Consider the following 11,655-nt stretch of genomic DNA (forward strand, 5'->3'; position numbering starts at 1 on the left):
ATATACGGATTATATTTCGGCTTTAGTTGCTGCTTGTTGACACAACAACTCAGTTAAACGCCGCTCTTTAAACGGCGCAAACTACGTTGCAACCGACTGTCTTCTTTTCTTACTGACAACATGACTTCTTCGATATAGCTTAAGTGCTCGTTCGAAGCTTCACGTGCAGCGTCTGGGTCCCGGCGTACAATCGCAGCCAGTAACGCGCGTCTGTGATCATTTGCCATGGTGGAAGCTTCTTCGCGTCGGCTTAAAAGTTCCAGATTTTGTGCAACATTTTTATGCAGCACAGGGGTTAAACTTAATACTAAATGCAGCATAGCAACATTGTGCGATGCCTCAGCGACCGCACGATAAAAACGCACAATGGCATCGGCCTGCGCTTCTACTTCCGTTGCGGTTTCAACTTCATTAATACGGTTTTTAATGTTTTGCATATCCGCATCTGTGCCACGCAAGGCAGCAAAATACGCCATCATGCCTTCAGTAGCGTGACGGAATTCGAGTAAGTCATACTGACTTTCAGAATCGTTATGCATTAACTCAACGATAGGATCGGCAAGACTTTGCCACAGTTGTTCTTTAACATAGGTGCCACCGCCTTGACGACGCATGAGCAACCCTTTAGCTTCTAATTTTTGAATCGCTTCACGTAGAGAAGGACGAGACACTTCAAATTGCACCGCGAGTTCGCGTTCAGGAGGTAGCTTCTGACCCGGCTGTATACTGCCTTCTAGGATCATCCGCTCTAATTGCTCCATGATCACATCAGAAATTTTTGGCTGGTTAATCTTAATATAAGCCATCTGGCGCCCTGCTCCCTAAACAAGCAATTGTCAATTGGTCTTACCAATTAATATGAGAGAGCGCACTTTATCAAATCATACAAGCCATGTCTAGTTATCAGCATACCGACAAAGAACACAGGTTTGTTTAAAACGCTCAAGCCCAGAGGATAACGTAAATTTATCCTCAAGGGGTCAGACCATTTATCCGAAAGTCCTAGAAACTAGAGCGCTACGCTGCTAGAGGCTATAAAATCTCAGCAGAGAAGCTGTCCTAGCATCAAAGCAACCCTAGCAGGACACAGTCCGCCCTAGCAGCGTAGCGCCCTAGACTCTAGACAAGCTAACTAACCAACCCAAAAATGGTTAGTACCGAAACCATGGTTAATAACAATACAAAATTACGCTTACTTAATGCCAGCAATGCCAATGTAGATTGCACACTCAAGGGTGCATTGCCCGCTTCAGGTAAAGACTCCGCGGCCACAGCCGTATAGGTGACAATGGTTTTAGCATCCGTTTTGACACTTAAGCCATATTGTCGCCAAGCACTTAACCCAGCACTGAACTGGCCGCTTAATACATAACCAAAACTAAATACCCTACTTGGTAACCAGTCAAATAGCATCTGCAAATGATCAATCAAAGGCATTTCAAGCTTATTTTTACTGTTGTACTCACTATAAAAACGCACGCTACAATATAATATTGCACCAACGGGGCCTAAAAATATCAAGTACAAGGCAACGGCGCCGTAATAACGGTAATTAATCCACGCCACGGTTTGGCCCACTTTACGGCCTAAATCCTGTTCATCTACCACATCCAAGCACTCGGTAGAGTCCAACTCGCTAGCGTAACGGTAACAAGCTTGAACATCACCGCGGCATGCCGCTTGAATATACTGTTTAAATACAATACGTAATGTTTGGTGACTAAAACAAATAATCGATATTAGCACCCAAAATAATAAGCTCAATAAATCAAATAAAATGCCATCAAGAAGCACACTTATCAAAAAGACTGATACAGCCGGCAACACCAGCGCCACCGCTACGCCAAATTCCGATTTAAGCGATTGGCTATCCCAAAACTGTTTTTGGTAACGCATCATCACAGTATCGAACTGCCAACTGCTTGGCAAAAGCTTCAAACGCTCTACAAGAATTGCCACTAATAATGAAAATAATGCCATGAATATCCTTTTAATTTATTGCGTTGTTGCTGTCATCATTAGAAGCGCTGCTTTAGTAGGAAAGGTGATAGCGGTTCCCCAACAACGACTCTCTCAAAAACTAGTCTACAAGGTTAGGCCTCAATTACCTGCGATGGCCTGCTTATATCGATGCCAATCAAAACTGAACCCGGGATCAGTTTTGCGTCCAGGAGCAATATCGCAATGGCCAACAATATTATTTACGTTAAGCATAGGATACTGCGCCATTAACTCCAATGTTAACAGTATTAATTGCTGGTATTGTTGGTCGGTATAGCCACTACTGTCTGTACCTTCTAGCTCAATACCCAGGGCAAAATCGTTACACCCCTTGCGGCCATTGTGCTCAGACACGCCAGCATGCCATGCTCTGTCATCACAACTTACATACTGCACCACCTCACCATCGCGGCGAATTAAAAAATGCGCCGACACTTGCAAGCCAGCCAATGCTGTAAAGCTTTCATCAACATTAATATCTAGGCAACCTTGAAATAGCCCATCAATATGTCCTAAACCAAAACAGCCCGCTGGTAAGCTAATATTGTGGATCACCAATAAGCTCACCTCATTATCAGGCCGAGCATTAAAATGCGGCGAAATACATTTTCTCGCGCTAGCTAACCAACCTTGTTCTAATAAGCCTTTTGGCATATCACCCCTTAAACATAAAGATATCAGCAGTTCCAATGTAAATTTAACCGTATAAAACAGCAATACCAAGGCTGAAAATTGCCAGCTTGATAGTGTCAGTATATAGCCAAGTTATGGTAATCTTTAACAAATGCTTTCTGTAACAAACACTCCGCCCAATGCGGATACTGTTTAGCCTTATCACGATCTTTAGCAAGGACTTTGCTTATGTTAGAAAACGATATCCGTCATGCGGTGCAAACCGCACTTGATGAAGACTTAGGTCACACAGCCCACAATACCGTTAATGACATGCTTAATGCAGATATTACCGCACAACTTATTCCGGCAGATAAACACGTTTCCGGCGCGTTAATCACCCGCGAAGATGGTGTCTTTTGCGGCAAAGCATGGGCAGAACAAGTATTCAATCAACTGGGCAGTGAAGTGGTACTGCATTGGCATGTTGATGACGGTGATTTGATTGTCGCTAATCAATTACTATGTGAACTCTCAGGCCCTGCACGCGCTATTTTAACTGGCGAACGTACGGCAATGAACTTCATTCAAACCTTGTCAGGTGTCGCTAGCTTAACCAAGTTGTACGTGAATAAGCTTGTGGGTACCCATACTCAGTTACTCGATACCCGCAAAACCATTCCAGGCCTGCGCACAGCCCAAAAATACGCAGTCACCTGCGGCGGTGGCAAAAACCATCGTATTGGTTTGTTCGATGCATTCTTAATTAAAGAAAACCATATTATGGCTTGCGGTGGCATCTCACAAGCGATTACCGCAGCACGTGCGTTAGACGGCACTAAACCGGTAGAAGTGGAAGTTGAGTCACTTGAGGAGCTCACCCAAGCGCTTGATGGCGGAGCTGATATCATTATGCTCGACAATTTTGACGTCACCATGATGGTCGACGCTGTCAGCATGAATAATCGCTATAAAGACCAAGGCAATGGCGCTAAATTAGAAGTCTCTGGCAATGTCACTTTAGACACCCTAGCCACTTTCGCCCAAACCGGAGTCGATTATATTTCCGTCGGCGCACTGACTAAACATGTAAAAGCGTTAGATTTGTCTTTGCGATTAAAGGCTTAACCCTTATATTTTCTAGGTTCTAGAGCGGACGGCGTCCTGCTAGGTCGCTGCGCTTCTAGGGACAGCTTTGCTGCTAAGATTTTATAGCATCTAACAGCGCAGCGTTCTAGAACCTAGGCTTTTAGCTTAGCGATAAATCTGTCACATCCGCCATCAAGAAACGTCAACAAAACGACATTGTTGCATTTTTGTCAAAAAAACATTCCTCAACCTAATCTGTCAAAAAATAAATTATCGTATTATGTACGGGAAATGTGAAATCAGAGCATTTTTAGACATTTATTTTTTATTAATCCATTAATACTATTCCATTTTGTAACGGTTTATACTAACGTTCATTGTAGGCGAGTTGGCCTTTCGGCCATGCACGATAATCATTAGATTGCAAAACACGTTACATTATTAGTAAGTTGTTAACATTTGCATTTATAACGAGTTGTATAGAGATTTGTATAACCATTGCTATATAGCTCAGCAAATGCCCTGTAACTTACTAACATTTACGTATTCGCTCTATGTTTATCGCTCAGCCGAAATGCCATTTAAGTAAACAATCTGCTAACATTATTTGCAGTTGACAAGGTTATTATCTATACAGTGTTTTGTGCCTCCGAGCACCACACAGTATAAATTGAGTTAACCCTTGGTAACGCAAGCAATATTGGCTCTATAAAAAATCGTGGTCAACTAGTATCTGATATCTAGCACCACACAATTGTGCTTTACGGTTTTAGGCAAATGGACTGCCAACTACTACACTTAGTTTCTATATTTAAGCATTTAACTTGAAGACTAGACTAAGTAGCAGTTATCGAGGACTGATACTACCCTAGCCTATTTTACGGAGAGAAAATGAAAAGTATCAATCAAATCAAAAACGCTAAGGGTTTCACCCTTATCGAATTAATGATCGTAGTAGCGATCATCGGTATCCTTGCTGCAATCGCATTGCCTGCATATCAGCAGTACACACAAAAAGCCCGTTTTGCGGAAGTTAATACAGCTTCCGATGGCATGAAAACTGCTGCAACAGTTTGTTTTCATGAACAAGGATTGACAGCAAATTGTGCAGCTGGCTCGAATGGTGTCCCGGCGGTTCCTGTTGCAACTCCTAATTTAGCAAGTTTCACCTCTACAGCTACAGCGACAACAATAGTGCTCACAGGTACTGGAACTGCTGCAGCAGGAGGATATACAAATCTTCTAACAGGGACTGCAGCAGCAGGAAATATTACATGGGTTCAAACAGGAACATGTAAAGCCGCAGGATTTTGTAAATAATTAAAGAGTTTAAAATGCCTACAACCGCTCTTCACTTAGGTTTATCAACCTTATTTATTCGCAAGGGGATACTAAGTGAAGAGCTGATTTCAGCAGCAATTAGTACCTCTCGTCAAACCAAGCAGTCCTTGGTAACGACTTTAATCACATTGAAATATATCTCTTCTCGTGAAATTGCTGAACTATGTTATGAAGAGTATGGTACCCCGCTACTTGATCTCAATGAATTCGACGTTACCAATATTGCAGAAGATTTACTCAACAAAAAACTGATTGAAAAACATAAGTGCTTACCTTTATTTAAGCGTGGTAATCGTCTTTATATCGCGACTTCAGATCCTACCAATATTTCAGCGCTGGAAGATTTTCAGTTTAGCCTAGGGTTACATGCAGAAGCTATTCTAGTTGAAGACGAAAAGCTCCATAAGGCATTAGAAAAAATCATCGAGGATGATATTTCTGGCCTCGATTTAAGTGGTGCTGATGAAGAAGCATTGGCTAATATGGAGGTTACTGATACCGAAAGGCGTGATGAATCAAGCGGTGATAGCAGTGACGATGCGCCGATTGTTATCTATATTAATAAAATTCTTACTGATGCTATCCGTAAAGGTGCTTCTGATTTACATTTTGAGCCTTATGAAAAACGTTACCGAATTCGCTTTCGTATCGACGGTATTTTGCATGAAGTATCTGAGCCACCAGTCAATCTATCCAACCGAATTTCCGCTCGCTTAAAAGTCATGTCTAAACTAGATATTGCTGAACGAAGAGTTCCGCAAGACGGCCGCATTAAAATGAAACTGTCACGTACTAAATCTATCGATTTTCGTGTCAGTACCTTACCCACTATTTGGGGTGAGAAAATTGTAATGCGAATCTTAGATTCATCCTCAGCGCAGCTGGGTATTGAAAAGCTCGGTTATGAAGACGATCAGCGTTTACTATACGAAGAAATGCTCGCCAAACCTCAAGGGATGATTCTAGTCACTGGCCCGACTGGTTCGGGTAAAACAGTATCCTTGTATACTGGCCTCAATATTTTGAATACTGAAGAGCGCAATATTTCCACCGCGGAAGATCCGGTTGAAATAAACCTTGAGGGCGTTAATCAGGTCCATATTAATTTAAAAGCAGGATTAACCTTCGCCTCGGCACTACGCTCATTCTTACGTCAAGACCCTGATGTAGTCATGGTCGGTGAAATCCGTGACTTAGAAACTGCTGAAATCGCGATTAAAGCCGCGCAAACTGGCCACTTGGTGTTATCAACATTACATACTAACTCGGCAGCAGAAACCTTAACCCGTTTAATTAATATGGGTGTGCCGGGTTATAACATTGCCAGCTCAGTAAATCTAATTATTGCCCAACGCCTTGCTAGACGATTATGCCCAGCGTGCAAACATGAAGAGACAATTCCGGTTGCTGAAATGCAACGCTTAGGTTTTTCGGAAGCCAATATCGCCAAAGGTTTTAGCGTATTCAAACCAGTCGGTTGTGAGCTCTGCTCTGGTGGCTATAAAGGCCGAGTCGGTATTTACGAAGTAATGAAAATGAGCGATGAAATTGCGCGGGTCATTATGGAGGGCGGTAACTCGCTACAAATTGCCACCTTAGCCAAACAGCAAGGTATGCGCGATTTACGCCAATCTGGGCTACTTAAAGTGATTCATGGCGTCACCAGTATTACCGAAATTAACCGTGTCACCAGCTTTTAATTCAGCTATAGTCAAATCTGCTACAGAAAAGCAACGATTTAATTGATTATTCTCTATTAACAATAAAGCTTTAACGTGGTGTAACGGAAAACAAAAGGACTGGCTATATGGCCACAATAACAGCAAAAAGAAAGCCAAGAGCGGGTAAAGCAACTAAACACCAACCTAAGGTATTTACCTACCAATGGAAAGGCGTTAATCGTGATGGTCAGCGCACCTCGGGTGAGCTAAAAGGCTCCACTATTGCTGAAATTCGCAGTGTATTGAAAGCCCAGGGTGTCACCCCAAAAGGTGTACGAAAAAAATCACCACCACTATTCAAATCTGAAAAAAGTATCACCGCAATGGACATTGCGATGATCACCCGCCAGATAGCTACTATGCTTGCTGCCGGGGTTCCTTTAGTTACAACTATCGAGTTACTTGGACGCGGTCATGAAAAAGCTAAAGTACGTGAATTATTAGGCACTATTTTATCTGATGTTCAATCCGGTATTCCGCTATCAGATTCACTCAGACCTCATAGGCGTTATTTCGATGATTTATATGTCGACTTAGTCGCAGCCGGCGAACATTCAGGATCGCTCGATGCAGTATTTGACCGCATAGCCACCTATCGCGAAAAGGCTGAGCAATTAAAATCTAAAATTAAAAAAGCCATGTTTTATCCTGCCGCTGTCGTTATTGTTGCGATATTAGTCACCTCGCTATTATTATTATTTGTGGTGCCACAATTTGAAGAGATTTTTAACGGCTTTAATGCTGAACTACCGGCGTTTACTCAACTTATTGTAGGCATATCTCGTTGGCTGCAAGCTTCATGGTATTTATTTGTTATTGCCATTGTTATTGCGGTTTGGCTTTTTAAACGAGCCCATCGTACTTCTCAAAGCTTTCGCGATCGAATCGATCAAATGGTGCTTAGAATTCCTGTAATAGGTGATATTCTCCACAAAGCAGCGATGTCACGATTTGCCCGTACCCTATCAACCACATTTGCGGCTGGTGTGCCGTTAATCGATGGCTTAGAATCAGCCGCTGGTGCGTCAGGTAATTATGTTTATCGCAAAGCATTACTCAAAGTTCGCCAAGAAGTGATGGCAGGTATGCAGATGAATGTTGCTATGCGTACCACCGGCTTATTCCCTGATATGCTCATCCAAATGGTGATGATTGGTGAAGAATCCGGCGGCTTAGACGAGATGCTCAATAAAGTGGCCAACATTTATGAGATGCAGGTTGATGATGCCGTAGATGGTTTATCAAGCCTCATTGAACCCATTATGATGGTGGTCATTGGTACACTAGTCGGCGGCTTAATTGTCGGTATGTACTTACCTATTTTCCAAATGGGTAATATTGTCGGTTAGTATTAGACAACCCTCAAAAATAAAAAAATAAAATGACTGAATTCATCTCTACTTTTGTTGCCACAATGATTCAACACCCTTGGGCCTTTGTTGCGATTAGCTTTATTTTTGCTGCCACCATTGGCAGCTTTCTCAATGTCGTTATCCACCGTTTACCGGTAATGATGAAACGCGAATGGCAAAGCGAATGTAACTTTTACCTTAATGAATATCATCCTGATATTGTCGAACAGGTCGGTAATGACCGGTTAAACAAACCTATTGATGCTTTTCCTGCAAAATACAACATTGTGTTACCCGGTTCTGCCTGCCCAAAATGCAAAGCCAATATAAAGCCTTGGCATAATCTGCCTGTACTGGGGTGGTTAATGCTTGGTGGAAAGTGTGCCGATTGCAAAACTCATATTTCAAGCCGTTATCCCATTATCGAATTACTCACCGGTTTATTAGTTGCCGCGTTAGCATGGCACTTTGGCCCAACATGGCAATTTGTTTATGCCAGCATTTTAACGTTTGTGTTAGTGGCATTAACTGGCATCGATTTAGATGAAATGCTATTACCGGACCAACTCACCTTACCGATACTGTGGTTAGGATTAATCATTAACCTTAAAGGGATTTATACTAGCCCAGAAGATGCCATTATCGGTGCTGCGGCAGGCTATTTAAGCTTGTGGTCAGTATTTTGGTTATTTAAGCTGGTAACAGGCAAAGAGGGCATGGGTTATGGCGACTTTAAGCTATTAGCCGTATTTGGTGCTTGGTTAGGCTGGCAAATGCTGCCACTGATTATTTTATTGTCCTCACTTGTGGGTGCTGTAGTCGGTATTAGTATGATTATCACTAAGCAAATCAACAAAGGCAATCCAATCCCCTTTGGCCCTTATATTGCTGCTGCGGGCTGGATAGCGTTAGTATGGGGACATGACATTCTCAATTGGTATCTTAGTACGTTATGATGGCAAAAAAGTATATTGTCGGCTTAACAGGCGGCATTGCCAGCGGTAAAACAACTGTGGCCAATCTATTCGCACAATATGGCATAGACTTAGTTGATGCTGATGTTATCGCTAGAGAGGTTGTCTCAATCGGTTCGGATGGGCTAAATGCAATAAAGCAGCACTTTGGCCAGGGAATATTATTAGCGGATAACAGCTTAGATAGAGCGGCTCTACGAGCACAGGTGTTTAATAACCCTGAGCAACGTTTGTGGCTTAACAATTTACTTCATCCAATGATCCGTCAAAAGATGCTCGACCAAGTGCAAGCATCGACTTCGGCATATGTAATAATGGTAGTACCCTTGCTATTTGAGAATCATTTAGATAGTTTAGTTGATACTACTTTGGTCGTAGATATTGCACCGGAGTTACAGGTTTCAAGGACGATGCAACGTGATGGTGTCAGTAAAGAACAAGTTGAGCATATTCTCGCGAGTCAAATGACCCGGGAACAGCGACTCGCTCTGGCTGATAATATTATTGATAATCAAGGAGAACATGAGCAGTTGCGCAGTCAAGTATTTCGTCTGCATCAACAATACCTACAACAGGCAACCGATTTAGAAACTAACGTCAATGACTGATTTAATTTATGAACAACCATTAAATGAAAAAATACGCAGTTATTTACGTATAGAAAACCTTGCCCTACAGTTGCAGCAGCATGCTGAACAAGATCATCAATATCAGTGTTTTAATCCTTTATTTTCGCTTGCTGAGCTAACTGAACGTTGCGATTATCGTACCGACATCTTAAAAGATATCGAAAAACAAATTCAATTAATTTCACAATGGCGTACTCATTCGAATGTTGATAACGATCAAGTAGATAAACTCACTGATAGGCTTATCGCGTTAAAGTCACCTTTGCAAACCCAAGAAAGAATTGGTTGTAGCCTCAAACGAGATAAATTTCTTACCTCTTTGCGTCAGCGTTTTAATATGACTGGAGCATACTGTAATTTTGATTTCCCTCAACTGCACTTTTGGCTAGGTAAAGACTGGCAATATCGACAACGAGACATAAACATCTGGCTTGCAGAATACCAACCCTTACTAGCGCCTATCATGTTGCTTTTAGAACTGATTAGAGCCACTGAAGATTTTAGATTATCTCAAGCTCCGGTAGGGTTTTATCAAGGTAATTCATCACAGCCGCTATCCTTAATCCGCGTAAAGATAAACTCAGACCAAAATTGCTATCCAACCGTCAGTGGTAATCGAAATCGTTATGCTATTCATTTTGTCGATTTTGATTTACACCGCCATACCTGTGAAACTATTGATTTCTCACTAGCAACCTGCAGTTAAACCCTTTAACATTCCAAGTAAGACTAACAACCAAGAATCATTATGCCGTTAACAGTAGTAAACTGCCCAATTTGCAAAGCCAAAGTTGAATGGAAAGACGAATCGCTATTTAAGCCTTTTTGTAGTGAACGTTGTAAACTTATCGATCTTGGTGATTGGGCAAGTGAAAAACATGCAATCCCGATCAAGAACAGTATCGACCCAGATATGCTTGATGACATTGGTTTTGATGAAGGTGACTTCTTTAAACAATAAGTTCAAATAATAAGGAGTCGAAACATGCAAAAGAGAATTCATGTTGCTGTTGGTGTCATCATTAATCAAGATAGGCAGATTTTACTTGCTAAAAGGCTTGGACACCTTCACCAAGGCGGAAAATGGGAATTCCCAGGCGGTAAGGTAGAAACAAATGAAACGGTTACTGAAGCGTTAATTAGAGAACTAAAAGAGGAAGTTAATCTTGATGTCTCTCATTCAACTCCCTTCATGGACATCATTCATGATTATCCAGATAAACATGTCAGACTCGATATCCATTTAATTACTGAATTCTCAAACCAAGCTAAAGGTATGGAACAGCAGCAAATTGAATGGGTACCAATCCATAGTATTGCAGAATATGACTTCCCCGAAGCTAATAAGCCTATCGTAGAAAAAATATTAGCAGAACTCTGAAATCGACCCGCACCTTCTATTTGAAAGCCTATTTCTAAAGAATAATACCCATTACTAATCAAGTAATGGGTTTAAAACTGTCTTACCTGCCACCAAAGTTCACACTTATTTTATCTACTAATGAGTATCGCATTGGTAAGGCCTAGGTGAGCGTCTAGCGAACTACACCTAGCATCGATGTTCTGATTGCTTAGGTTTCAAAGCACAAAACAAAAAGGCCACCTTAGTCGGGTGGCCTTGCTGTGTTCTTTGGCCCCTAGAACTGACCGACATATCAACCACACTGGTCAATGGTTTAGGCGCTCTCAGGCACAAATTGCAGACGTAAAAAAGCCCGCTACATAATAGCGGGCTGTTTCACGACTCTTTCAAGACAAATAGGTGCCTGGAACTGACCCTCTCTCGCATTGGCATACTGGCCACACTGACTAATTGCTTAGGTTTAAGGCACAAAACAAAAAGGCCACTCGGTTAGAGTGGCCTTGCTGTTTTATTTGGCGCCTGGAAATGACCTACTCTCGCATGGGGAGACCCCACACTACCATCGGCGATACT

12 protein-coding genes are annotated in these 11,655 nt (G+C 42.0%); 9 read left to right on the top strand and 3 right to left on the bottom strand.

What is annotated here, in order from left to right; translation table 11 throughout:
• Positions 1–53 precede the first annotated feature (53 nt).
• The 3 genes from pdhR to ampD all read right to left on the bottom strand — a co-directional run bounded on the left by pdhR (position 54) and on the right by ampD (position 2,655).
• Positions 54–806, bottom strand: coding sequence for a pyruvate dehydrogenase complex transcriptional repressor PdhR (gene pdhR / locus H5164_RS08440; protein WP_124015348.1), 753 nt, complete (start codon positions 804–806; stop codon positions 54–56).
• A gap of 322 nt (positions 807–1,128) precedes the next feature.
• Positions 1,129–1,980 carry a beta-lactamase regulator AmpE gene (gene ampE / locus H5164_RS08445; protein ID WP_182755599.1) on the bottom strand — a complete coding sequence of 284 codons (852 nt, stop codon included), beginning with the start codon at positions 1,978–1,980 and terminating at the stop codon, positions 1,129–1,131.
• Positions 1,981–2,100: 120 nt separating this feature from the next.
• Complete coding sequence (gene ampD, locus H5164_RS08450) at positions 2,101–2,655, bottom strand: 1,6-anhydro-N-acetylmuramyl-L-alanine amidase AmpD (RefSeq protein WP_182755601.1); 555 nt, start codon at positions 2,653–2,655, stop codon at positions 2,101–2,103.
• Between the two features lie 207 nt (positions 2,656–2,862).
• Here ampD and nadC point away from each other — a divergent pair, with 207 nt between their 5' ends.
• From nadC to mutT, 9 genes are all read left to right on the top strand, one after another.
• Positions 2,863–3,741, top strand: a complete 879-nt coding sequence (nadC, locus tag H5164_RS08455) for a carboxylating nicotinate-nucleotide diphosphorylase (protein ID WP_182755603.1) — start codon at positions 2,863–2,865, stop codon at positions 3,739–3,741.
• Positions 3,742–4,593: 852 nt separating this feature from the next.
• On the top strand, positions 4,594–5,022 hold the full coding sequence (locus H5164_RS08460) for a prepilin-type N-terminal cleavage/methylation domain-containing protein (protein WP_220492671.1): 429 nt from the start codon (positions 4,594–4,596) through the stop codon (positions 5,020–5,022).
• Positions 5,023–5,036: 14 nt separating this feature from the next.
• Positions 5,037–6,743: a type IV-A pilus assembly ATPase PilB gene (pilB, locus tag H5164_RS08465; protein WP_182755605.1), complete on the top strand. Its 1,707-nt coding sequence runs from the start codon at positions 5,037–5,039 to the stop codon at positions 6,741–6,743.
• A gap of 107 nt (positions 6,744–6,850) precedes the next feature.
• Positions 6,851–8,113, top strand: a complete 1,263-nt coding sequence (locus tag H5164_RS08470) for a type II secretion system F family protein (RefSeq protein ID WP_182755607.1) — start codon at positions 6,851–6,853, stop codon at positions 8,111–8,113.
• 32 nt (positions 8,114–8,145) lie between these two features.
• Positions 8,146–9,072 (top strand): A24 family peptidase, encoded by a 927-nt coding sequence (locus tag H5164_RS08475; protein WP_182755609.1) that lies wholly within the window; start codon positions 8,146–8,148, stop codon positions 9,070–9,072.
• Positions 9,069–9,698, top strand: coding sequence for a dephospho-CoA kinase (coaE, locus tag H5164_RS08480; RefSeq protein ID WP_182755611.1), 630 nt, complete (start codon positions 9,069–9,071; stop codon positions 9,696–9,698). Before H5164_RS08475 ends, coaE begins: the two co-directional genes overlap by 4 nt.
• Complete coding sequence (zapD, locus tag H5164_RS08485) at positions 9,691–10,425, top strand: cell division protein ZapD (protein ID WP_182755613.1); 735 nt, start codon at positions 9,691–9,693, stop codon at positions 10,423–10,425. The genes coaE and zapD overlap by 8 nt, the downstream gene beginning before the upstream one ends.
• A 42-nt stretch (positions 10,426–10,467) precedes the next feature.
• Positions 10,468–10,680, top strand: coding sequence for a DNA gyrase inhibitor YacG (gene yacG / locus H5164_RS08490; protein ID WP_182723567.1), 213 nt, complete (start codon positions 10,468–10,470; stop codon positions 10,678–10,680).
• Between the two features lie 24 nt (positions 10,681–10,704).
• Complete coding sequence (mutT, locus tag H5164_RS08495) at positions 10,705–11,100, top strand: 8-oxo-dGTP diphosphatase MutT (protein WP_124015358.1); 396 nt, start codon at positions 10,705–10,707, stop codon at positions 11,098–11,100.
• Positions 11,101–11,655: the final 555 nt, after the last annotated feature.

It is taken from the genome of Shewanella sp. SG41-3, from assembly GCF_014164545.1.
GTDB lineage: Bacteria > Pseudomonadota > Gammaproteobacteria > Enterobacterales > Shewanellaceae > Shewanella > Shewanella vesiculosa.

Coding starts and splice junctions, on each gene's coding strand:
- pdhR (WP_124015348.1), bottom strand. CDS start 806: ATGGCTTATATTAAGATTAACCAGCCAAAAATTTCTGATGTGATCATG.
- ampE (WP_182755599.1), bottom strand. CDS start 1,980: ATGGCATTATTTTCATTATTAGTGGCAATTCTTGTAGAGCGTTTGAAG.
- ampD (WP_182755601.1), bottom strand. CDS start 2,655: ATGCCAAAAGGCTTATTAGAACAAGGTTGGTTAGCTAGCGCGAGAAAA.
- nadC (WP_182755603.1), top strand. CDS start 2,863: ATGTTAGAAAACGATATCCGTCATGCGGTGCAAACCGCACTTGATGAA.
- H5164_RS08460 (WP_220492671.1), top strand. CDS start 4,594: ATGAAAAGTATCAATCAAATCAAAAACGCTAAGGGTTTCACCCTTATC.
- pilB (WP_182755605.1), top strand. CDS start 5,037: ATGCCTACAACCGCTCTTCACTTAGGTTTATCAACCTTATTTATTCGC.
- H5164_RS08470 (WP_182755607.1), top strand. CDS start 6,851: ATGGCCACAATAACAGCAAAAAGAAAGCCAAGAGCGGGTAAAGCAACT.
- H5164_RS08475 (WP_182755609.1), top strand. CDS start 8,146: ATGACTGAATTCATCTCTACTTTTGTTGCCACAATGATTCAACACCCT.
- coaE (WP_182755611.1), top strand. CDS start 9,069: ATGATGGCAAAAAAGTATATTGTCGGCTTAACAGGCGGCATTGCCAGC.
- zapD (WP_182755613.1), top strand. CDS start 9,691: ATGACTGATTTAATTTATGAACAACCATTAAATGAAAAAATACGCAGT.
- yacG (WP_182723567.1), top strand. CDS start 10,468: ATGCCGTTAACAGTAGTAAACTGCCCAATTTGCAAAGCCAAAGTTGAA.
- mutT (WP_124015358.1), top strand. CDS start 10,705: ATGCAAAAGAGAATTCATGTTGCTGTTGGTGTCATCATTAATCAAGAT.